Annotated in this window: 17 protein-coding genes and 1 pseudogene; 11 read left to right on the plus strand and 7 right to left on the minus strand. The window is 69.5% G+C overall.

From position 1 onward, the window contains the following. A partial coding sequence (pepN, locus tag N4G66_RS42500; RefSeq protein WP_261709684.1) for an aminopeptidase N occupies positions 1–1,839 on the plus strand: 1,839 nt, incomplete at its 5' end. 116 nt (positions 1,840–1,955) lie between these two features. Here pepN and N4G66_RS42505 read toward each other — a convergent pair. The 3 genes from N4G66_RS42505 to N4G66_RS42515 all read right to left on the minus strand — a co-directional run bounded on the left by N4G66_RS42505 (position 1,956) and on the right by N4G66_RS42515 (position 5,600). Beyond that, positions 1,956–2,732: an SDR family NAD(P)-dependent oxidoreductase gene (locus N4G66_RS42505; RefSeq protein WP_261709685.1), complete on the minus strand. Its 777-nt coding sequence runs from the start codon at positions 2,730–2,732 to the stop codon at positions 1,956–1,958. A 118-nt stretch (positions 2,733–2,850) separates the two neighbouring features. Beyond that, positions 2,851–4,344 (minus strand): RNA polymerase subunit sigma-70, encoded by a 1,494-nt coding sequence (locus tag N4G66_RS42510; protein ID WP_261709698.1) that lies wholly within the window; start codon positions 4,342–4,344, stop codon positions 2,851–2,853. Positions 4,345–4,583: 239 nt separating this feature from the next. Then, a complete protein-coding gene (locus tag N4G66_RS42515) occupies positions 4,584–5,600 on the minus strand; it encodes an aspartate-semialdehyde dehydrogenase (RefSeq protein WP_261709686.1) in 1,017 nt (338 codons plus the stop codon). Positions 5,601–5,906: 306 nt separating this feature from the next. On the opposite strand from N4G66_RS42515, the gene N4G66_RS42520 reads away from it, so the two are divergent. Continuing rightward, entirely contained in the window at positions 5,907–6,434 is a 528-nt protein-coding gene (locus N4G66_RS42520) for an RNA polymerase sigma factor (protein ID WP_261709687.1), read from the plus strand. Between the two features lies 1 nt (position 6,435). After that, positions 6,436–7,251, plus strand: coding sequence for a hypothetical protein (locus tag N4G66_RS42525; protein WP_261709688.1), 816 nt, complete (start codon positions 6,436–6,438; stop codon positions 7,249–7,251). Positions 7,252–7,499: 248 nt separating this feature from the next. Here the strand turns inward: N4G66_RS42525 and N4G66_RS42530 are convergent, their stop codons facing one another. After that, positions 7,500–10,808, minus strand: a complete 3,309-nt coding sequence (locus N4G66_RS42530; RefSeq protein WP_261709689.1) for a S8 family serine peptidase — start codon at positions 10,806–10,808, stop codon at positions 7,500–7,502. 244 nt (positions 10,809–11,052) lie between these two features. Further along, the gene (locus tag N4G66_RS42535) at positions 11,053–11,688 is read right to left on the minus strand and encodes a CGNR zinc finger domain-containing protein (RefSeq protein WP_261709690.1); all 636 of its coding nucleotides are present in this window, start codon (positions 11,686–11,688) and stop codon (positions 11,053–11,055) included. A gap of 140 nt (positions 11,689–11,828) precedes the next feature. Between N4G66_RS42535 and N4G66_RS42540 the strand changes: the two genes are divergently transcribed. The 4 genes from N4G66_RS42540 to N4G66_RS42555 all read left to right on the plus strand — a co-directional run bounded on the left by N4G66_RS42540 (position 11,829) and on the right by N4G66_RS42555 (position 16,778). Further along, complete coding sequence (locus tag N4G66_RS42540) at positions 11,829–12,290, plus strand: VOC family protein (protein WP_261709691.1); 462 nt, start codon at positions 11,829–11,831, stop codon at positions 12,288–12,290. A 29-nt stretch (positions 12,291–12,319) separates the two neighbouring features. Beyond that, on the plus strand, positions 12,320–13,432 hold the full coding sequence (locus N4G66_RS42545; RefSeq protein WP_315903760.1) for a pyridoxamine 5'-phosphate oxidase family protein: 1,113 nt from the start codon (positions 12,320–12,322) through the stop codon (positions 13,430–13,432). Between the two features lie 259 nt (positions 13,433–13,691). Then, positions 13,692–15,476, plus strand: a complete 1,785-nt coding sequence (locus N4G66_RS42550; RefSeq protein ID WP_261709692.1) for a TIGR03767 family metallophosphoesterase — start codon at positions 13,692–13,694, stop codon at positions 15,474–15,476. 90 nt (positions 15,477–15,566) lie between these two features. Beyond that, the gene (locus tag N4G66_RS42555) at positions 15,567–16,778 is read left to right on the plus strand and encodes a serine hydrolase domain-containing protein (protein WP_261709693.1); all 1,212 of its coding nucleotides are present in this window, start codon (positions 15,567–15,569) and stop codon (positions 16,776–16,778) included. Here N4G66_RS42555 and N4G66_RS42560 read toward each other — a convergent pair. Further along, a complete protein-coding gene (locus tag N4G66_RS42560; protein ID WP_261709700.1) occupies positions 16,775–17,299 on the minus strand; it encodes an isochorismatase family protein in 525 nt (174 codons plus the stop codon). The two genes, N4G66_RS42555 and N4G66_RS42560, sit on opposite strands and share 4 nt — an antisense overlap. A 403-nt stretch (positions 17,300–17,702) precedes the next feature. Between N4G66_RS42560 and N4G66_RS42565 the strand changes: the two genes are divergently transcribed. Continuing rightward, positions 17,703–19,439 (plus strand): RCC1 domain-containing protein, encoded by a 1,737-nt coding sequence (locus N4G66_RS42565; protein ID WP_261709694.1) that lies wholly within the window; start codon positions 17,703–17,705, stop codon positions 19,437–19,439. Between the two features lie 59 nt (positions 19,440–19,498). Beyond that, a pseudogene (locus N4G66_RS42570) lies at positions 19,499–19,985 on the plus strand (transposase); the annotation flags it as partial. A gap of 150 nt (positions 19,986–20,135) precedes the next feature. On the opposite strand, the gene N4G66_RS42575 reads toward N4G66_RS42570, so the two are convergent. Beyond that, positions 20,136–21,488, minus strand: a complete 1,353-nt coding sequence (locus tag N4G66_RS42575; protein ID WP_261709695.1) for a tetratricopeptide repeat protein — start codon at positions 21,486–21,488, stop codon at positions 20,136–20,138. 176 nt (positions 21,489–21,664) lie between these two features. Between N4G66_RS42575 and N4G66_RS42580 the strand changes: the two genes are divergently transcribed. Both N4G66_RS42580 and N4G66_RS42585 read left to right on the plus strand, forming a co-directional pair. Continuing rightward, positions 21,665–22,231, plus strand: a complete 567-nt coding sequence (locus N4G66_RS42580; protein ID WP_261709696.1) for an ATP-binding protein — start codon at positions 21,665–21,667, stop codon at positions 22,229–22,231. Positions 22,232–22,555: 324 nt separating this feature from the next. Continuing rightward, positions 22,556–22,852: a hypothetical protein gene (locus N4G66_RS42585; protein ID WP_261709697.1), complete on the plus strand. Its 297-nt coding sequence runs from the start codon at positions 22,556–22,558 to the stop codon at positions 22,850–22,852. The last annotated feature ends 286 nt before the right edge of the window (positions 22,853–23,138 follow it).

Raw genomic sequence — 23,138 nt, forward strand, 5'->3', positions numbered from 1 at the left:
GAGAAGTACGACCAGCTGTTCGTGCCCGAGTTCAACGCGGGCGCGATGGAGAACGCGGGCGCGGTCACCATCCGCGACCAGTACGTCTTCCGCTCCAAGGTCACCGACGCCGCGTACGAGCTGCGCGCCGAGACGATCCTGCACGAGCTGGCCCACATGTGGTTCGGCGACCTCGTGACGATGGAGTGGTGGAACGACCTCTGGCTGAACGAGTCGTTCGCCACCTACACCTCCATCGCCTGCCAGGCCTACCACCCCGACAGCCGGTGGCCGCACTCCTGGACCACGTTCGCCAACTCCATGAAGACGTGGGCGTACCGACAGGACCAGCTGCCCTCCACCCACCCGATCATGGCCGAGATCCGCGACCTCGACGACGTGCTCGTCAACTTCGACGGCATCACATACGCGAAGGGCGCGAGCGTACTGAAGCAGCTCGTCGCCTACGTCGGCATGGACGAGTTCTTCAGCGGCGTCCAGGCCTACTTCAAGGCCCACGCCTTCGGGAACACCCGCCTGTCCGACCTGCTCGGCGCCCTGGAGGAGACCTCCGGACGCGACCTCGGGACCTGGTCGCAGAAGTGGCTCCAGACCGCCGGGATCAACATCCTGCGTCCGGAGATCGAGACCGACGCCGACGGTGTCATCACCTCCTTCGCCATCCGCCAGGAGGCCCCGGCCCTGCCCGCCGGCGCCCAGGGCGAGCCGACGCTGCGCCCGCACCGCATCGCGGTCGGCCTGTACGACTTCGACGGCGCCGAGGGCGGCAGCGGCAAGCTGGTGCGCGACGAGCGCATCGAGCTGGACGTGGACGGGGAGCTGACCGCCGTACCGGAGCTCGTCGGCAGGCGCCGTCCCGACGTGATCCTGCTCAACGACGACGACCTGTCGTACGCCAAGGTCCGCCTCGACGAGGACTCGCTGGCCTTCGTCACCGAGCACCTGGGCGACTTCGAGTCCTCCCTCCCGCGCGCCCTGTGCTGGGCCTCGGCCTGGGACATGACCCGCGACGCCGAGCTCGCCACCCGCGACTACCTGGCGCTGGTGCTGTCCGGCATCGGCAAGGAGTCCGACATCGGTGTCGTGCAGTCGCTGCAACGGCAGGTGAAGCTCGCCATCGAGCTGTACGCCGACCCGACCGCGCGCGAGGCGCTGCTGACCCGCTGGACGGACGCGACGCTCGCCCACCTGCACGCGGCCGAGGCCGGCGGCGACCACCAGCTGGCCTGGGCGCGCGCCTTCGCGGCGGCCGCGCGCACGCCGGAGCAGCTCGACCTCCTGGAGGCGCTGCTCGAAGGCCGCGAGACCATCGAGGGCCTCGCCGTCGACACCGAGCTGCGCTGGGCGTTCGTGCAGCGGCTCGCGACCGTCGGCCGCTTCGACGAGACGGAGATCGCCGCCGAGTACGAGCGTGACAAGACGGCCGCCGGTGAGCGGCACGCGGCCACCGCCCGGGCGGCCCGTCCCACCGAGGAGGCGAAGGCGGAGGCGTGGGCCTCGGTCGTCGAGTCGGACAAGCTCCCGAACGCCGTGCAGGAAGCGGTCATCGCGGGCTTCGTCCAGACCGACCAGCGTGAGCTGCTCGCCCCTTACACGGACGAGTACTTCACCGTGGTCAAGGAGATCTGGGACGCCCGTTCGCACGAGATCGCGCAGCAGATCGCGACCGGTCTCTACCCGGGCATCCAGGTCGCCGAGGAGACCCTCGCCAAGACGGACGCGTGGCTGCTCTCGGCCGAGCCCAACGCCGCCCTGCGACGACTCGTCTCGGAGTCCCGCTCGGGCGTCGAGCGAGCCCTGAAGGCCCAGGCGGCGGACGCGCAGGCGGCCACCGCGTAGTCCCCTCACCCGGGTGAGCGGGCATCCGGGCGCCGGCATTCGTGTCGGCGTCCGGAACAGCGGGCGGGACACCGGTTCGGTGTCCCGCCCGCTGTCGTGGGCCGTGGTCCCCTGCCTCAGTGGGGGACCATCCCGCCCGTGACGTTGACGAACGTGCCGGTGATGCCGCCCGCCAGGTCGGAGGCGAGGAAGGCGGCGGTGGCGGCGATCTCGGCCAGGGTGGGGTTGCGGCGGGTCATGCGCATCCCCGCGAGGTTCGCGAGCAGCCCCTGGAGGGCCGCTTCGTCGAGGTCCATGGCGCTGTCGACCGCGAGGAGCTTCTCCCGGGTCAGCGTCTCGGGCACCCCGGCCGCCCACAGACCCACGACCCGCAGGCCGCGCGGCCCCAGTTCCGCCGCCAGGTTCCGCACCAGCGTGTCGATCGCCGCGTCCGCGGGTCCGGTGCCGCCCATCATCGGACTGCCGTGCGCGGAGCCGCTGTTGAGCGTGAGCACCACGCCGGAGCCCGCCTCGGCCATGCGCCGGGCGGCGGCTCGGGCGGTGATGAACGTGGTGCGGATGCCGGTCTCGACGGGTCGCACGAAGTCCTCGACCGGCATGTCGACCAGGGGAACGCCCTGCACATCGCCGCGCGTGACGAGGTTGAAGGAGATGTCGACGGCGTCCAGGGATCCGATGTGCGCGTCGACCGCCGTCTCGTCCAGGGCGTCGAGCACCGCGGTCTCGGCGTGCCCGCCCGCCGCCTCGATGTCCTTCGCCACCGCGTCCAGCGTCTCGGCCGTACGTCCCACCAGGTGCACGCGGGCACCTTCACGGGCGAAGGTACGGGCGACGGCACCGCCGATGGATCCGCCGGCGCCGTAGACGACCGCGGTCTTGTCGGTGAGCAGCATGGTGATCTCTCCTGAGGGGGTTCGGCTGTACGTGTCGGTCATGCAGACGTACAGGGCCGCCGCGACTCATCGGTCGGCCTCATCGGTCCGATTCATCGGCCGGCGTCATCGGCCGGCGTCATCGGTCGGCGGGGAGCCGCAGCGGCAGTCCGAACGCCGGGAACAGGTGGGGCTCGAACGAGGTGATCTCCACGATGCGGTCGCCCTCGACGCGCAGTACGTCGAGGACCTGGGCGCGGTACACCGTCGTACCCGGGCGTCGCACATAGCCTCCGGCCGCGATGTGGCCGTTGGCGCGGGCGGGAAGGTGCCGCCAGTGGCCGAGGAACAGCGGGGACGCGGGGTCGAGGCTGATCCGCAGGAACTCGGTGATCGCGGCGCGGCCGACGAACCAGAACGGGTTCGGCGGCATGGTGAGCCGGATGTCCTCGCTGAGCAGGCCGGTGAACGCGTCGAGGTCGAGACGTTCGGCGGCGGCCATGTAGCGCCCGAGGATCTCCCGCTCGCGGGCGTCCGCCTCGGCGGTCCACTCGGTGCGGCGGGCGGGCAGGCGGTCGCGCAGGGTGGGCCGGGCGCGCTGCAGGGCGCTGTTGACCGAGGCCGGCGTCATCTCCAGGGCCTCGGCGGTCTCGGCGGCGGACAATCCGAGAACATCGCGCAGGACCAGGACGGCGCGCTGGCGGGCCGGCAGATGCTGGATGGCGGCCAGGAAGACGAGCTCCAGGGTCTCCCGGGAGACGGCACGCGCGTCGGGCTGCTCCTCGGTCGAGGGCAGGTCCTCGTCGGGGTACGGCTGGAGCCACGTGATGCGGGCCGGGGGCTCGCCCGTGCCGTGGTTCATGCCGGGCACCGGCTCGTAAAGCCGGGGACGGCGGGCGGTGCGCCGCTGGAAGTCCAGACAGGTGTTGGTGGCGATCCGGTACAGCCAGGTCCGCAGGCTCGCCCGCCCCGCGTAGCCCTCCCGCGCCCGCCAGGCCCGCAGGAACGTCTCCTGGACGAGGTCCTCCGCGTCGTCGTACGAGCCCGACATGCGGTAGCAGTGCACGCGCAGCTCACGCCGGTACGGCTCGACGAGCGCGGCGAAGTCGCTTTCACCGAGCGAGCCGTGCGCAGCGGAGCGCCGCGTCACGGAGTCGTCGGTCGCGGGCTCGTGGGTCACGGCCTCGTGGGTCACGGAGCCGGGCGTCGAGGACCCGTACGTCACGGAGTCACGCGTGACGGAATCCGGCGCGGGGGAGGGGTTCTGGCCGGCGGGGGCCCGCGGGACGGCGGTGTGCGGCGCGGCGGTGTCCCGCGTGGCTGCTTCGTCGGCCGCGGCGGAGTCCCCGGTGGCCGCGTTTCCGGCGGGAGCCGGTGCGCCAGATGCTTTCGTCACGGCGGTGCGGGTGACGGAACCGTCCCTCGCGGTGTCCCGGGCGACCCGGGCGATGCGGCGCAGCCGTCCGACCGAGGAGGCCAGTTCGCTCACGCCGGAATAGAAGACGGACGGCGGCTGCGGCACCAGCGCCTCGACCTGCCGCCCGACCTCCTCGATCAGTCCGCGCACGGTGTCGGCCGGTGCCGTCCGGCGGTCCCGGTACGCCTTCTGCCGGCAGGCCGCGGAGCAGTACACCGAGCTGCGCCCCGTGCGTCCGGCCCGCTCGGGCAGCGCTTTTCCGCAACTGCGGCACACGGCATCGACGACCACGGGGACCTCCGGGCTTTCGTCACGCGGGTACGTCACGCGGTTACGACGTGACGGTATCCCTCGCGTCCCCCGGGGCGCCGCGGAAGCGCCGCACCCGCGGAAAACCGAGGGGGCGGAGCACCGACCGGTGCCCCGCCCCCTCGGACGCGCGGTGGATCCGGGTGTCAGCCCTTGAGCTCGGCCGCCACCAGCTCCGCGATCTGGACCGCGTTCAGCGCGGCGCCCTTGCGGAGGTTGTCGCTGGAGACGAACAGCGCGAGGCCGTGCTCGACGGTCTCGTCCGGCCGGATGCGGCCGACGTACGAGGCGTCCTTGCCGGCGGCCTGGAGGGGGGTCGGGATGTCGGAGAGGACGACACCCGGGGCGCCCGCGAGCAGCTCGGTGGCGCGCTCGGCGGAGAGCGGGCGGGCGAAGCGGGCGTTCACCTGGAGGGAGTGGCCGGAGAAGACCGGGACACGGACGCAGGTGCCGGAGACCTTGAGGGCGGGGATCTCCAGGATCTTGCGGGACTCGTTGCGGAGCTTCTGCTCCTCGTCGGTCTCGTTCAGACCGTCGTCGACGATCGAACCCGCGAGGGGGAGCACGTTGAAGGCGATGGGCCGCTTGTAGACCTGCGGCTCGGGGAAGTCGACCGCCTCGCCGTCGTGGGTCAGCCGGTCGGCGTCGCCGACGACCTTCAGGGCCTGTCCGTGCAGTTCCGCCACACCGGCGACGCCCGAGCCGGACACCGCCTGGTAGGTGGCGACGACCAGCGCCTCCAGGCCCGCCTCCTCGTGCAGCGGCTTCAGGACCGGCATCGCGGCCATCGTCGTGCAGTTCGGGTTGGCGATGATGCCCTTGGGGCGGTCGGCGATCGCGTGCGGGTTCACCTCGGAGACGACGAGCGGTACCTCGGGGTCCCTGCGCCAGGCGGAGGAGTTGTCGATCACGACCGCGCCCTGGGAGGCGACCTTCTCGGCCAGCGCCTTGGAGGTGGCCCCGCCCGCCGAGAACAGCACGATGTCCAGGCCCGAGTAGTCCGCCGTGGAGGCGTCCTCCACCGTGACCCCGTCGACGACCGTCCCGGCCGAACGGGCCGAGGCGAACAGACGCAGTTCCTCGGCCGGGAAGTCCCGCTCGACGAGGATCTTGCGCATGGCTGTGCCGACCATACCGGTGGCTCCGACGATTCCGACCCTCACGGCGACTCCCTTGACGTGCGTTCTACGTGGTCCAGCGCTTCCATCATGCGTCTGACCCGGGTCCGCGTGTCCAATCCTTTCGCCGAGCCGCTCAAGGTGTGGGACGCCGGGAGGCGCGCCACGGAGCCCGATCCTGCGGCGGCCCGGCCTCCGGGTACGAAGAAATCGCCCGGCGACAGAGCGGGACCGCAAGCCGTACGGTGTGGGCGCCGTGATGGATTCGGGCCCGGTGTGACGTACGACTCGAACCGGGCCGAACGTTTTGGCCGGCACCGGCGTCGTAGGGGGAGACGCGGGAGGGGAGAAGTGGCTGTGCTGCGCAGAAAGCCACGTCGGGCGCCGGGGGTGGACGATCCCCTGGACGCGGCTCAGGAACGCCGGGTGCGGGCGGTGCTCGCGCTCGGCGGCGTACCGCAGGCGGACCTGCCGGACGGGGTACAGCAGGTCCGGCTGCGGTTGCTGGAGCGGGCCGCCAAGGGGGACGAGGCCCCGCGTGATGTGTCGGCCTGGGCGGCGGTCGTCGCCTCGAACCTCGCGATGGACTGGCACCGGGCCAAGCGCCGGCAGGAGCGGCTGGGTGAACGCCTCGCCTCGCTGAGGCAGTTGGAGCAGCCCTCCGACGAGGAGTCCAGTGTGCTCTCGCTGGCCGTCGCCCAGGGCCTGGACGAACTGCCCGACGCCCAGCGCCAGGTCCTCGTCCTGCGGTTCTACACCGACCTGCCCGTGCGCGACATCGCCGACGAACTCGGCATACCCGAGGGCACGGTCAAGAGCAGGCTGCACACGGCGGTCCGCGCGCTGCGCGCCCGCCTGCACGAGGACGAGGTGGTGTGACGTGGCCGAGTACGAAGGCGTGGACGCGTTGTTGGCCGCGATCACGGACGCCGCACTGCCCGAAGGCGCTCGCGACGACATCGTGTTCATGGCCGAGCACCGGTCGGCCGCCGCGGACGTGGATGTGCTCCGCGAGCAGTTGGTCATCATCGGCGACGCGCTGGCGGACCAGGGAAGGGCGGCCGAGTCGGCCCGTGCGGCCCAGAAGCCCAAGGAGCCCAAGAAGTCCAAGAAGCTCCAGAGGTTCAAGAAGTCCGGGAAACACCAGCAGGCCCAGGGGGCACGGACCTCCGGGGGCGGGCGTCCGGGGGGCGTCCCGAAGAAGCGCTCCCGGCATCCCGGTGCCCTCGCCGTCGGCACCCTGGCGGCGGCCGCGGTGGCCACGCTGGTCGTCGGGATGGGCTGGCTGGTCGCGCACGGCGGGGGCGGAGCGGGCGTCACGGACTCCGCCGACTCCAAGGCGGCGGACCGCCCCAGCGCCGGCTCCTTCAGCGCCCCCGGCTACATCGCCTGCGCCCGGCTCATCGCGGAGGGCAAGGTCACCGAGGTGCTTCAGGTCCCCGGCACCGGACAGGACCGGATCACCCTTGACGTGTACCACTACTACAAGCCGGCCAAGGGCGAGAAGGAGGTCTCCTTCCTGATGGACAGGAACGCCGGTCCGGGGCTGCACCGGGGTGACGAGGTACTGGTCGGCATCCAGCGGCACGCCGAGACGCCCGACATCTGGACCACGGGAGAGAAGGACATCGCCCGCGACCGGTCCTGGATCGTCAAGGCGCTGCCCGAGTCCCAGGGCATGGAGTGCGAGCGTTGATGCGCGGGCGCTGATGCGCGGGCTGTGACGGGTGCGCGGTGGCGTGCGGCAACGGGCAGGACGGCACGCGAGACAACGGCGCGCGAGACGACGGCGCGCGAGACGACGGCGCGCGAACGTCCGGCATACGAGAGGGACGGCACGCGAACGTCCGGCATACGAGAGGGACGGCACGCGAAAGGGCGGGCGTCCATTCCGGACGCCCGCCCCGTTCACCCGGACCGCTCGCGCGGCCGGCGGTCACACCGTTACGGCGTGACCTTCTCGATCTTCACACTGCCGAGGCCCGCGACCGTGCCGCGCGCGTTCACCAGCTGGACCTGACCGAAGAACTCGCGTCCCTCGGGTGCCGCCGCGGCGGCCGTGACCGAGCCGGACACCGTGGCCGAGGCGCCGGTGGCGAGCTTCACCGGGGTCGAGTCGTCGACCGAGACCGTGCCGAGCGCGGTCGAGAAGAACACGTCCCGGTAGTCGTACGCGGTCGAACCCGACGGGACCGAGTAGCCCGCGACCTCGATGGTGTACGTCCCGGCGGCGGGGGAGGCGATGGAGACGGCCTCCTCCGAGTCGCCGTCCGCGGACTGCCCGACGACGGTCCCGGCGGCGTTGTACACCGTCAGGTCGAGGTCGGCGGCGTTGTCCGAGACATTGCCGATGGCCACGTCGAGCGACGCGGCGCCCGCGGGCACCTCGACGGTGGTGGTCTGCGTCGCGCCCTCGGTGATGGTCGGCCGCGCGTTCTTCGAGGAACCGAGCGGGCCGCCCTTCAGCTTGCCGTCGAGCGCGGCGAAGTTGTTCGTCACCTTCCAGGAGGCGGTGGCCGGGGTGCCGACCTTGGCCTCGGGGACGGTCACGACGGCCGGGTCGAAGGCCGCGCCGAGCACGGCGACATCGAGCTTGTACGGGTTGTCGAGCAGCGGCGACGTACGGCGCGCCTCGACCTCGATCTCCCAGACGCCGGGCTGCGGGTCCGCGTACGAACGCACGTCGGGCTTGCAGCCGTTGCCGTCGAGGTAGTTGTTGTAGCAGTACGGGGTGCTGGTGTTGTCGACCGGAACGCCGTACGGGTGGATCGCGATGAACCGGGTCTGGCTCTTGTCCTTCAGCCCGCCGATCGCGACCTCCAGGGACTTGGCGCCCTCGGGGACCGTGACGAAGTACGACGCGGTGCTGTTGCGCTGCACCGAACTCGACGCGGCGTAGGTGTACTTGAGGGGAGCCGAGACCACGACGGTCGACAGGATCTGCTTGTCGACGCCCTCGGTCCGCGGGTCGTCGACCTCGAGGATCGCGCTCTTGAGGCCGGCCGACTTCGGCGCGGCCTGGACCTTGACGGTCACCGGCTGGTTCAGCGGGAGCTTCACCTCGTCCGAGCCGACGATCCGGAAGGTGCCGGAGGCGTTGTTCTCGAAGTACAGCTCGTGCCGGATCGGCCGGTCCTCGCCCGACGTACGCGTGACGGTGATGTCGTACGTCTTGCGCTCGCCCGCCTTGAGACCGCCCTCGCGGTCGTACAGGCCGGTGCCGAAGCCCGGTGTCTTCAGCGCGTAGTCGATCGCGGTGTCGACCGGCGCCTTCACGGTGTAGTCGTGGGCGGTGGCGCCGTCCTTGATGGCGTCCCAGGCGTCACCGATGTTGATGAGGCCCGCACCCTCCTCGTACGCCTGAACGCCCTTGATGTGGTCGGCGGTCGACGTCAGCGCGGTGCGCAGGCCGGCCGGGGTGAGGGCGATGCCCTTCTGCTTCGCCGCGCTCAGCAGCAGCGCCGAGGCGCCCGCGGCCTGCGGGGACGCCATCGAGGTGCCCTGGAGCATCGAGTAGCCGGCCGGAAGGGTGTAGCCCGCCTCGGCGACCGGGGATCCCGGCATCCAGGTCTGGGTGGAGTTGATGGAGGCGCCGGGCGCGCTCAGCGTCGGCGTGAAGCCGCCGTCCTCGCGCGGGCCGCGCGAGGAGAAGGGCAGCATCGCGTACTTCTTCTCCACCTGCGAGCCGTAGTTGGCGGCCCAGGTCTCCTTGGAGATGGTCGCGCCGACCGAGATGACCTTGTCGGCCAGGCCCGGGTCGCCGATGGTGTTCGCGCCGGGGCCGGAGTTGCCCGCGGAGATCACCAGCTGGACGCCGTAGGTGTCGATGAGGCGCGTGTAGAGCTCGGAGCGCGCGTTGTTGCCGTCGTTGAGCGCGGGCAGACCGCCGATGGACATGTTGACGATGTCCACACCGCGGTTGGCGACGAGGTCGATCATGCCCTCGGTCAGCGCGACGTTGGTGCAGCCGCCGGTCCAGGTGCAGGCGCGCGAGGAGACGATCTTCGCGCCGGGCGCGGCACCGCTCATCCTGCCGCCGAACAGGCCGTTCGCGGCGGTGATGCCCGCGACGTGGGTGCCGTGCTCGGCCTCGATGACGCCGATGTTGACGAAGTCGGCCTTCTTGCCGATCCAGGACCCGCCGTAGGGGTCCATCGGCACGTCCTTGCGGATCTCGACGACGAACGGCTGCCGCTCGACGACGTCCGTCGCCGGGTTGTCGGTACCGAAGTAGCCGATCTGGTAGCCGTCCTTGTACGGCTTCATCGGTGTGTCGTCGGTGAAGTCGTTGTTGTTGTTCAGGTCGACGGTGACCGTGCCGGCCGCCGGGTCGTAGAGCACGCCCCACGCGTCGGTGGTGTCACCGTCGCGGTTCGCGTCGCCCGCGGCGTCGCCGCCCGCCGTCGCCGACTCCCGGAACGTGCTGATCTCGTACGATCCCGCCGACGCCGTCCACGTCTTGCCGCTGTACGTGAAGGTGGGTCCGGCCACGGGGGTGATCATCGGGCGCCAGGTCGCGTCGCTGTCGAGGATCGGGTCGGTCGAGGTGACCCAGTCGACGATCTTGCGCTCGCCGGTGGTGGTCTTCTGCAGCGCGGGGTGGCCCAGGTCGACACCGGAGTCCAGGATGCCGATGGTGACGCCCCGGCCGTCCGCCTTCGGGTGATCCTTGACGAAGTCGACGGCACCCGTCTCGAAGGACGGGTTGTACGGGTTCTCGGCGGGGGTGTTCTTGCCGGGTCCCGGGTAAGTGGCAGCCGTGGAGGCGTTGTTGCCCCTCTTGGCGGTGTCGGCGCTCGGCGTCGGGTCGTCCAGCGCGATCTCCTGGCGCAGGTCGATCCCGTGCACCGAGGGCAGCTTCGCGGCGGCGGCGATGGCAGAGTCGGCCCGGCTCGTCGGGACGGTGGCACGGACGTAGCCGAGCTTGTCGTAACTGCGGCCCACCGAGCCGCCCTTGACCGCGTCCAGCTCCTTGGCGACCTGCTCGGTCTGGCCCGGAGCCGTCGCGATCATCATGGTGACGTTCTTGTCGCCGTTGGCCTTGGCCTCGGTGAGGAGGTCGGCGTCGGTCGAACCGAGTTTGGCGGCGGCGGACTTGGTGCCGGGGTCGGCCGTGGGCGCGCCCGCGTCCGCGGAGAAGGCCATGGGTATCGGCCCGGCCGCGGAGAGCGCGGCCACCAGGCCCGCTGCCATGGCCAGGCGGGCCACGCGTCTCGCGCCGGATATGGGGGCGCGCTGAGGGTCGGAGGTCATCTGCATCCCTTGGAGGTAAAGGAACGAGCGTGGAACGGCCGGTTCCGGCTGTTCTTGCGGGACCGGTCGCATCAGTCCGGAATGTGAACCCGGATGACCGCTCAGCTTTACCCAAGGGGCAGTTGTTTGGGGAGAGTTGACCGTGGCGGGATAGAGCCATGGCGTACTTCCGCCATACGTCATGCCGGTGATGACCTGCTATGAGGGGATATCCAGGACGGCTTGGATGTCTCGCTTTGTCGATTCAGCTCTCTTTTGTGCGCGCGTAGTGGCGGGATGCTTTCGCGCGGTTACCGCAGGCGGCCATCGAGCACCAGCGGCGGGTGCCGTTCCGCGAGGTGTCGAAGAAGTGCAGGATGCACGCGTCGTGGGCGCAGCGCCGGATGCGGTCCGGGGCGGTGTCCAGCAGCTCCAGGTAGTTGCGGGCGGCGAGCCAGGCCGGCCCCCAGGAGGGATCGTCGAACTCGGGCGTCCCGCCCGGCCCTTGAGCGGTCAGCGTCAGCCGGACGCGCCCGTGCCCGAGTACGGCGTCGACGCGGGCGGCGGCTTCTGCCGCGATTCGGGGGCCGGGGCTCACCGGCCCGTCGCTGTCGGCGGTCCCGCCGGGCTCGTCACCGTCCGCGGTCCCGCTCCGCCTGCCGTCGCCCTGTCCGTGGGGTGTGTCGATCACGGCGCGCAGGGCGTCGCGGGCTTCGAGCGTGTGTCGCAGGACGGTGTCGTCGGCCGGGAAGTCGAGTCCGTTGCCCGCCAGCCACACCGCGAGGCCCTCGGTGCCGGTCAGCAGGTCCCGCACCACGCCCTCCTGGATCCAGCGCGTGTTGAGCAGGTCGAGCGAGACCGGCTCGCCGGTGAGGGGGCGGGGGTCGGGGCTGGTGGACATGGGTGGGTCTCCCTTCGCTGCTAACCGCTCAAGGGTAGGTCACTGGTTGACGGCCTCAAGTCTAACCTTTAACATCAATGACAAGAGTTAGGCCTGGTCGGTCTCTCCCTGGGGGTGGCCATCGTCGGAAAGGGACTGCCATGACACTGCGCACCGGCCACATCGGCCTGAACGTCACGGACCTCGACCGCTCGCTCGCCTTCTACCGCGACGTCCTGGGCTTCGGGGTGCTCGGCGAGGGCAAGGAGGGCGACGGCGGGGAGCGGCGGTACGCGTTCCTCGGCTCTCTGTCCGGGGACGGCCGTCCGGTGCTCACGCTCTGGCAGCAGGCGCGCGGCGCGTACGACGCCGGCCTGGCGGGCCTGCACCACGTCGCCCTCGAAGTCGACTCCGTCGAGCGGGTCAGGGAGTACGAGACCGCCCTGCGCGCCTACGGCGTGACGTTCGCGTACGAGGGTGTGGTCGCCCACCGCGAGGGCGCGGCCTCGGGCGGCATCTTCTTCCACGACCCGGACGGCAGCCGTCTGGAGATCTTCGCGGCGAGCGGCGCCGAGGAGGCGCCGGCGCCGAACGCGTCCGCGCCGACCTGCGGCTTCTTCTAGCACTCTTCTTCCGGTACTGGGGAGCGGTCATGACGTATCACTCGGGCTCGCGGGCGATCCAGGACCGCGTCGGCGTCCGCGATCTCGCCGATCACATGGGCAGGGCCGTCGGCCGGGGCATCCGCCCGGTGGCCGCCGCCTTCCTCGAACTCCAGCCGATGCTCGTCGTCGGCGCGGTGGCCCCGGAGAGCGGCGCGGGAGCGGGCGGCGGTGCCTCAGGGCGGGGTGCGGAGAGCGGCGCGGAGCCGGGGAGGGGTGCGGGAGCGGGCGGCCGTGCCCCGGAGAACGGCGCGGAGCCGGGGAGCCACGCGGAGACCGGGGCGGAGTTGGGGAGGGGCGTGGAGAGCGGCGTGGAGTCGGGGAAGGGCGTGGAGACCGGGGCGGAGCCGGGGAGAGGCGTCGGCTCCGAGGGCGGGGCGGCCCCGGGCGGTGGTGACGTGTGGGTCTCGCTGCTCACCGGGAGGCCCGGATTCCTGCGCGCCACCGGGCCCCACCAGCTCTCGGTCGTGGGCGGACTCCCCGCCGGTGATCCGCTCACGGCCGCGCTCGCCACCCCGGGCACCCTTGTCGGCACCATCGCACTCGACCCGCGCACCCGTCGCCGTATGCGCCTGGGTGGCCGGGTCCGGCCGACCCCGCGCGGCTTCGCGGTCGAGGCCGACCGGGTCTTCGCCAACTGCCCCAAGTACCTCCAGAAGCGGGAGACGTACGAGACAGTGGCGGACCGCGCGGCGGGAGTTCCCCGGCGCGGCAGGGAACTCACTGCCTCCCAGCGGCAGTTCGTCGAGGCCGCCGACACCTTCTTCCTCGCCACGGTCCACGCGAACGGCGCCGACGCGAGCCATCGCGGCGGCAACCCCGGCTTCGTACACGTCGATACGCCCGGCGAACTGAGCTGGCGCGACTACCCCGGAAACTCCATGTTCCTGTCCCTCGGCAACCTCGCGGCCGACCCGCGCGCCGGTCTGCTCTTCCTGGACTGGACATCGGGAGCGGTGCTCCAGCTGACCGGCACGGCCCGCACGGAGTTCGCCCCCGACGGCGAACGGACCGTCCGGTTCATCCTCACCGAAGCCGTCGAGACTCCCGGCGCCAGCCCGCTGCGCTGGTCCGCGCCCGCGTACTCACCGGCGAATCCGTGAACGGGCGGGCGAGAGCCCCGGAATCACCTCCCCTACCCCGCAAGATGAACACGGAGTGACCACCCACCGGCTGTTCGGACAGGACTCCATGGACGCCCAGGGTGCGCCAAGATCGACGTACGGTGATCGGTGTCGCCCGTTGCCGCCCAGTTAACGCGCAGGTCATCCCCAGTGCCAACGATCCAGTATGAGCGGGGAGTTCGCGAGTCGAGCGCTCCGCGGCCACTGCCGACGCATTCGCACTCGGGGAGACCGCGCCATGCCGCGCATACGCTCTGTCGCCACCGTACCCGCCCTCGACCGCCGTACCCTGCTGGCCGCCGCCGGAGCGGTGTCCCTCTCCGCGGGGATCGGTCTCGCCCTGCGCCCGGAGGCTCCGGCGCACGCCGCGACGCCGGGCCAGGCACCCGTGGCCGACTCCGTCGCCCACGCCACGGAGCAGTCGGCCGCGGTCACTCGGAAGACACCGGCCGAGCTCGCCCCGTACACCCGGGGCACGACACTGAGCAACGTCGCCGCTCCCCGCTTCGGCATCCCCGGGTACCGCCGGCTCGGGAACGGCGCCGGCTGGAAGCGGGTCGTGCGCGACGAGCTGGCCGCGGGCAAGACGGGCCGCGAGGACCGGCGCACCGCGCTCGCCGCGTTCGTACAGCTCACCGACCTGCATCTGACCGACGTCCAGCACCCGATGCGTGTGGAGTATCTGCGCTCCGGGAAAAGGAACGCCTGGCGCCCGCAGGAGGCGCTGACCGTCGCGGGCGCGGTCTCGCTGGTCGAGCGCGTCAACTCCCTTCACGGAGCCCCCGTCACCGGCTCTCCGCTGCACTTCGTCATGACGACGGGCGACAACACCGACAACAACTCCAAGACGGAACTGGACTGGTTCCTGAAGGTCATGAGCGGTGGCCGCATCACCCCGAACAGCGGTGACCCGCGGCACTACGAAGGTGTCCAGGCCAGTGGCCTGAAGACCTACTGGCAGCCCGACGCCACCCTGCGCGACGCCGACAAGCAGGTCGGCTTCCCGCACATCAAGGGCTTCCTGGAGGCCGCGATCCGCGAGCTGCGCAGCCCCGGCCTGAGCCTGCCCTGGTACTCCACCGTCGGCAACCACGACGCTCTCCCGCTCGGCGTCTACGGATCGCGCGGCGACTCGTACCTCACCGAGTTCGCCGTCGGCGGCAAGAAGCTGATGTCACTGGGTGCGGCGGAGAGCAACGCGCTCCTCGCGTCCATCAAGTACGCCCGCAGTCCGAAGGGCGCCGAGTTCCACGACCTGCTCAAGGCGCACACCCGGCAGATGCGCTCGGTCACGCCCGACGAGAGGCGCGCTCCGTTCACGCCCGCCGAGTACCTCAAGGCGCACCTCGACCCGGCGCACACCGGACCGGGTCCGATCGGCCACGGCTACTCCTCCGCGAACCTGTCCGCGGGGACCCAGTACTACACGTTCCGCATCGCCGAGGACGTCATCGGCGTCAGCCTGGACACCACCGACCCCGGCGGCCACTTCGAGGGCTCGATCGGCACGGCGCAGCTGCGCTGGCTGGAGAAGACGCTGAGCGAGAACAAGGACTCGTACGTCGTCGTCTTCAGCCACCACACCAGCAAGACGATGCGCAACACCCAGGCCGACCCCGCCCACGCGGCCGAGAAGCGGCACGGCGGGGACGAGGTCGTCGCCCTCCTCGCCGGATTCAGCAACACCCTGGCCTGGGTGAACGGCCACACGCACGAGAACGAGATCATTCCGCACGCCGGCACCGGCAACAACTCCTTCTGGGAGATCTCCACCGCTTCCCACGTCGACTTCCCCCAACTCGCCCGTGTCGTCGAGCTGGTGGACAACAAGGACGGCACGCTCTCGCTGTTCACCACGCTCATCGAGTCCGCGGCCCCGCACGCCACGGACTTCTCCGACCTCACCCAGACGGGCCTCGCGGCGCTCTACCGCGAGCTCTCCTACAACGCGCCCGGCTCCCGCACCGACCTGGCGGGCACCTCGCGCGACCGCAACACCGAGCTGATCCTGAAGAAGGGCTGAAAACGGCTCAACCCACGCCGTCCGGGCAACCCGTCGATGTGCCCTCGTGTCCGTCCCGTTGACCGAGTCCGACAGTGGGATGGGGAAGACATGAGGGTACGTACGGGACTGGTGGGGGCGACCGCCGCGGCGGTCGCGGTGACGCTGGCGGGACCCGCGGCGGCGGTGCCCGCGAGAGGCGACCACGCGCCGACCCGGCAGGCCATGGAGGCGGCCGTGCGGGACGGTGTGCCGGGTGCGACGGCGACGGCCGTGGACCGGCACGGCGCATGGTCCGCCACGGCGGGGGTGGGCGACCTGCGGACCGGCGCACCGCGCTCCACGGCCGACCGCTACCGCGTCGGCAGCATCACCAAGACCTTCGTCTCCACCGTCCTGCTCCAACTGGAGGCGGAGGGACGGCTGTCACTGGACGACACTGTGGACACCTGGCTGCCCGGCGTGGTGCGGGGCAACGGCTACGACGGCACCGGGATCACCGTCCGCCAACTCCTCAACCACACCAGCGGGATCTTCAACTACACGACCGACGAAGACTTCATCGGCACGCACTTCCTCAAGGACGGATTCCTCCGGCACCGCTACGACACGATGACCCCCGAGCAGCTCGTCGCCGTCGCCCTGTCCCACAAGCCGGACTTCGCACCGGGCACGTCCTGGAACTACTCGAACACGAACTACGTCCTGGCCGGCATGGTGATCGAGAAGGTCACCGGCCGTTCCTACGCCTCGCAGATCCGCGACCGGATCATCAAACCCCTCGGCCTGCACGCCACTTCGGTCCCCGGCACCAGGGTGACGGTTCCGCGGCCCAGCAGCAGGGCGTACTCCAAGCTGGCCGCGACGACGACGGGAATGACGTACGACGTCACGACCCTGAACCCCTCCATGGCGTCCTCCGCAGGGGAGATGATCTCCGACAGCGCCGACCTGAACCGCTTCTACACGGCCCTCCTGCGGGGCAGGCTCCTGCCGCGCGAGCAGCTCAAGGAGATGCGGACGACGGTCGGGATCGACGGCGTCCCGACCATGCGCTACGGCCTCGGCCTCCTGGAGCAGAGGCTGAGCTGCGGCGTCCAGGTCTGGGGCCACGACGGCGGCATCCACGGCTCGTCCTCCGTGGCCGTCAGCACGGCGGACGGCCGTCACTCCCTCGCCTTCAACTTCAACGGCGACTGGACGGGGGACAGCGAAGCGGTGGTCGAGGCGGAGTTCTGCGGAAAGCAGCCGGCCCCGCCTCTGCACGTGCCGGCCCCGCCTCTGCACGTGCCGGCCTCGCCGTTCACGGCCGACCGGTTCTAGTCCGCGTCCGCGGCTCTCGCCGCGAAGCTCACCTTCGCCGTCTCGACGGTGTCCCCGCGCCGGCCGGGCGCGGTCTGCCACTTCCAGTACAGGTTGGTGTGGGCGACGACCTCGGCCGGGATGGGGGCGCCGTACGCGGTGAGGTCCTCCGTGGTGTGGGCGTCGCCGACCAGGGTGACGTCGTACCCGCGGGTGAAGGCGCCGTGGAGGGTGGAACGGACACAGACGTCGGTCTGGGCGCCGGTGACCAGAACATGGCCGACGGCGCGCTCGGCGAGCAGGTCCTCCAGGTCGGTGGCCTCGAAGGAGTCGGCGTAGTTCTTGTGGACCACGGGCTCCGCGTCCCGGCGGACCAGCTCCGGCACGTACTGCCAGGAGTCGCTACCCCGCTTCATCTGATCGTCGGAGTGCTGCACCCAGATAACCGGCACCGCCTCGGCGCGGGCCCTGGCCACGAGCGTGTCGATGTTCGCGATCACACGGGCGAGGTCGTGGGCGCCGTCCACCGCGCCGTGCTGCATGTCAGTCAAGCCTTGCTGATGCAGTAATAGTTCCCCTGGTCAGGGGGTTGGATGAGGTCGTCCCTTGCGCCCTGGCCTCGTTCCGCGTCATGAGACCTACTTACGGTCGGGGTCGGTCCGGGGTAAGCCGGGGTTCGTCCATCAATCGTTGACCGCCCCGCATCACCGACCTTGTCAAGGCTGTCCTCACCCTGTACCTCTCCGCGTTGGCGGCAGGTCGAAAAGGTTCACTGTGCCGCGTGTTGCTGTGCACGGGCAGCCCAGTGCGATCACTGGTCGACCTTGCACTCGCACCGGAACACCGCCGCGGTCATGATGCCCTCGGACGGAGTACACGATTGTCGCCAGGCAGGCACTTTCACAAAGAATAGGTCACCATGGCCAGGTCGGCTATGTAATGCAAATGACCCACATTCAACGAACGGGTATTTTCATGGCTTGTCCTGGCCAAGACACACCAGCCAAGAACCAGTCGCAGACCGATGCAGAGGCGGCCGTCGTCTGCTTGGTCAATCAGCAACGCGCCCTGGCTCAGCAAAGCGACGGCATTTACCGTCCACGGTTGACCCTCAACCCGAAACTGCGAGATGCCGCGCGCGGGCACGCCGAAGCAGCAGCAAAAATCCAGTGGTGGCCGGCAAAAGGGGGCGAAGTAGATCACGTCAATCCCGAGACGGGAACACACCCTGCGGACCGCATCAGGGCGGCAGGCTACTGCCCGGGGAACGATCAGCCCACTGTGGGCGAGGTTGCGTACGATGCCTACTACACGGGGCCAGCCAATAAGAATACTGCACCCTATGCAGTTGTCGTGGGATACCCCGGACAAGCGTTCAGTTGGAAAATTAGCCCCCTCCACTGGAAGAACATCATCGACCCGGTCTATACCGAGGCGGGGGTCGCAGTTGTCCAGGGAGTCGCAGAAAAGACGGACGATAATGGCAACCCGATTCACGCCGACGGCGGTGTCATCGTTGTCATGACCTTGGGGAACTGCCGAAAACGAGAGCTCCTGGGGCTGGGGGACGCATGGGCCTGGGGCGATAACACCGTGGGCCAGCTAGGAGATGGCACCAAAACCGAGCGAGACCGCCCAGTGCCGGTGGCGGCTCCTCCCGAGCAGCCAGCCTTCGGCACGATGTCCGCCGTCTGCGCAGGCGCCGGGCACAGTCTGGCACTCAAGCCCGACGGCACTGTGTGGGCCTGGGGCTACAACGGCAAAGGCCAGTTGGGGGACGGCACGACTACCGATCGCTTGACACCACGTCAAGTAAAAAGCTTGAACGGGGTTGTAGCCGTGGCTGTCGGATACGGCCACAGTCTGGCCGTCCGCGAGGACGGCAGCGTGTGGGCATGGGGCGAAAATGAGCACGCACAGGTAGGGCAGGGGTTTCCCACTGTCGATATGCAGGCCGCGCCCGTACAGGTACCGACTGGCCCACACACGGGGATCGCCGTTGCCGCTGGCGTCAGACACAGCCTTGCACTCACGCAATCCGGCCGCGTCCTGGCCTGGGGCCACAACGAAGGGGGACTATTGGGAAACCAGGCAGTCTTTGACCAGGACCTCGCTTCCCCGGACCCGCTCTCCCTGTGGCATAAGGATCCGGTGGTTGTAGACAAGTCATCGATGGTCGCCATTGCCGCTGGATCCGACCACAGTCTGGCCATTCACAGTGACGGCGCTGTGTGGGCTTGGGGCTGGAACGATAGGGGACAGTTGGGCACAGGCGACAAAGATCACCGACTATCGCCCGTACAAGTCAGCGGCCTGAGCAAGGTGGTCGCTGTCTCTGGCGGTGGTGTCCACAGTCTCGCACTGGTAGAAGGCGGCAGCGTGTGGGCCTGGGGCAACAACGACCTGGGGCAGTTGGGGGACGGCGGCACCGCCGATCAACTCACACCACAGCAGGTGCCGGGCCTCAATGGTGTAGTTGCTATCGCCGCTGGCCAGGTACACAACTTGGCGCTCAAAGGAGACGGCAGTGTCTGGGCCTGGGGAGGAAACCTAAATGGGGCATTGGGAGATGGCACCAGCAACAACAACCGGTACGTGCCCGTGCGCGTGGCGCACTCCACCCCTATGACTGCCATCGCAGGCGGCTTGTGGCACAGCGTTGGGCTCAGTTCGCCGCAATAGAACCATCGCCACAGGTCAGGGAGATCGTAGCTTGTCGGCGTGCAGCCGCTGTGGTTGGGCTGATGTCGTGGCGCAAGCCCCGGGCCGTGCACGACCCGGGCAAGATCCTGCGGGACATGGCCCTGGCCGTCGCACTCGGCGGGGACTGCCTGGCCGACGTCGGCATGTTGTCGGCTGAGCCGAATATGTTCGACTTGGTGGCCTCCGATCAGACGGTCTCCCGTCTGATCGACGCTCTCGCCGCGTCCGACCCGAAGTCCCTTGCGGCGGTCCGGGCCCACGCTCCGAAGTGCGGACACGGGTCTGGGAACTGGCCGGTGAGAGCAGTCCGGCTGCCGACGGGCAGGTGACTGTGGACATCGACGGGGTGCTGGTTCTCGCGTACTCCGAGAAGCAGGACGCCACGGCGGCCTGGAAGATGATCTTCGGTTATCATCCGCTCATCCCGTTCGTCGACCACTACCAGACCGGTTCCGCGAGCCGGTGGCCGCCCTGCTGCGGTCCGGCGCCTGTGTCGCGGAGCTCAAGTCGATCCACAAAACAAGCAGGCGTGGGCAGTGGCGAGCGTTTCAGGTGGAGCTGTCGCGGGAGCGACGAGGGTATTCGCGCGATGGATGCCAATCTATGCAACCTTCAGCGCTTTGCTGGGCACCGATCCTCGGCGTCAGTGGTGCCCAGCAAAAAGGGTAGGAATTTTCAGAATGGAAGCTCGGGCGTGACTGCGCCTCGCGTGATGGTCAAGATCCGTTCGTGGAAGTCGCGAGTGGCAAGCTCGCGCGGGTAGCGGGAGCGGAGTTCCTTATCGAGCTCGTTGGCGACTAAAAGCAGGGAGGGGAGAGATCTCCGATCGGCTGCAAGGGCTGTGGTGCCCATGCCTACGGCCTCCTCTATGTCCCCGGTGCGGGCGGCGGCGACTCCGAGCGTGAGGCGGGCCTCTGCGGCGCGCATGGGGGAGATCTCGGTCCCGCCGGGCCCCGTGCTGATGCGGATCACTGACCGGGCATGGGCGGCAGCGCGCTCGTCGTCTCCGAGTAGACGGTATGCGTCCATCTCGTAGAAGTCCCACTTGTCCGGGTCGATGATGAAGTGGTGTTCGGGGTGATCCGGGCGGGGCAGTCGATCCAGCCTCGCGCGTCCGGCGTCTAGGGAGTTGCGGACAAGCCGGGCGTCTCCCATACGGGCGGCGGCGCGCGCCTTGTGTGCGTAGAGCTGTACGCCGACGGAATGTGACTGGTCCGCGGAGTGGCCGGCTTCCACGGCGTCGAGCATGTCCGTCCAACGGCTCTGGGTGAGAGCGAACCAGGCCTCGATCTCCCACGCCCACGCCTTGATCTCGCCGTGTCCGGCTTCGTCGCCGATTCGGAGCGCTGCGGCTTTGCTGAGGTTGGCGGCCTCTCGCTGCCCGCGGTCGTACTGAACGCACGCGTTTAGCAGGAAGAGCCATCCGGCGTCCACGAGGAGTTCGCGGTGCTGACGTAGCGTCATCCGGCCTTCAAGCTGCTTCGTGACGTACTGCAAGCCGTTCCGGGTGCGCTCGTGGAGGTAGTCGGCGTCCGCGTACGGATAGGCGCGGGCCAACTGGTCGATGCCCTGCTCGATCGACTCAAGGGCCGCACTGTTGATGTTGGACATCTCGGTCCGCCGTAATACCTCTGCGACGTCCCACAGCCCCGCACCACCCTGGGCAAGCAGGGTGCTTGGGTCATCCGGAACTAAGATGCTCGTCCCTCGCTCCAGCTCCCACGGGCGTGGAGCCAGTCCCGCAAGATGGCCTGGAATGCGCAGTCCATCCACCACTTCGAGGATCTTGCGATGCTGCGTGATCCGTGGTCGAGCGCCCTTGCCGTCGGTCTCCGGCCGGGCCATCTTGCCGATGTGCTCGCGCTTGTAGCCGATCGCCTCGGCGATCTTGGCGTAGCTGACCTTGCCGTGCAGTCGGGCGAGTCTGAAGACCTCGCCGAAGTCGTGACTGGCGATCGCTGAACGTACATCCGCACGTTCCAGCACGTGCGGCGGCAATGCGGCCGGCGTCGGAGCAGCTTCGGTCATTTCACTTCCCCATTGTGACTGACCTGACCTGATGTTGACTCTGTGTCCGTTCTGCGAGTGTACCCACGAGGGGGGTCCCCAAGAGGGGGGAGCGACGACAGGTACAGGAGATGCATCCTCTGTCCACCCTACCGGGAACGCCCCGGCGGACGTGACCAGAGACGGTGGCTTGTGGCATGGATGCGAGAAAAGCGGCGCAGCGCAAACACGTGGTGAGCGAACTGGATGCCTTCGCTCACTGGTACGCGGCGCCCGATCCGTCCTCGGCCGGGCACTTCTTGACTCTGACGCTCTTCGCCGAGTTTCCCGACACGCTCCGCGTTGCTCGCAACATGACCGCCACGTTCCTTCAAGGCGCTGGCGCGGACACTGCCGTTGATGATGCCCGGCTGATCGTCTCGGAGCTCGTCGGCAACGTGCTGAACCATGCGGTGCCGGACCGGTGCCTTGCTCATCCCGGTGAGAATCGGCGTATCGACGTCACCTTCAAGTTGTGGCCGAAGTGGCTGTTCATCGGGGTCACGGACGAAGACTCGACACCGCCTCTGATGCCGCAGGGAGACACGTTCTCTCCCCGCCTCATGGGCGAGTTGGCGGAAGCGGTGTTACCGGACAGCGGCCGGGGACTACTGATCGTTCAGCGTTTGGCGGCGGCGGTCTGGTGGACGGCTGGGGATCCGGGCGGCAAGACCGTGTGGTGTCGGTTCGACCTCGACGGCGACCCAGGGGACGGCAAGTTTTGACGATCTCCGGGCCGTCGGTCCCTCGTTACTCCCTGGCGATCGGGAGCGGGCGGCGGCTCGGGGCCGGAGCTATGTCTCTGGCCAACGGGGCGCGGTCTCCTGGGATTGATTCTCCGGGTTCCCCACCCGGCTCCTAGGAGGCCGCGCTTCACAACCTCATACCGAGACCGGACCACCCCCGCGCCTGGACAGCAACTGGGGTGGTCCGGGAGGGGACGCAGCGGTCCCCGGTGCCTGATGGTACCGGGGCCGTTGCTCTGCGTTCTGCCCTGGACCAAAGGAAGTTGACGAACCATTACCTAGATCAGGGCAGAGGTGGGCAAGGTGACTGGCTCGGGCGAGGACTGGCTGAGTGATGGTCTCGACATCGACGGCGCGGAGTGCGGTCTGTGGGTGTCGGGTGTCGACTACGTCGCGGGCTGGCGTGCGGCGCGGGAGGCTGCGGACGGGCTGAACCGGGCGTTGCTCGGTGCGGGGTTCGAGCTGTCGCAGGTGCGGGCCGTCGCGTCGACGGACGAGTGCGGGCGCGCTGTTGTACGGGTGGCGGGCCGGCTGGATGCGGTGGATCGGCTCACCGGGCTCCTGGAGGGGGTCGCGGTCGGCGACGGTGGTGCGGCATGAGGCGCCTTTTCGCTGGTGAATGGCGCGCGTGGGCACGTTGTCGGCCGCAGAGACTTTGGGCGGTAGCTGTCATGGGGCGAGTGAACAGGGGGCCTTACGCTCGCCAGCGGATCGGGCAGTCCTTGGAGCTGCCCGCAATAGCCCGATCGGCCCCCTGTTCTTCGAGGCTCGCCCCATGGGAGCTGTCTAAAGTCTCGGCGGCCGACGACCCCCAGCCCCGCGGGTCCCGGCCCGATCCGTGCGGTCGACGCCTGTCCTCTTCTGGCGTTCTGAGGTGTGGGCAGTC

The sequence above is a fragment of the Streptomyces rhizosphaerihabitans genome (genome assembly GCF_025399795.1).
Taxonomy (GTDB): Bacteria; Actinomycetota; Actinomycetes; order Streptomycetales; family Streptomycetaceae; genus Streptomyces; species Streptomyces rhizosphaerihabitans.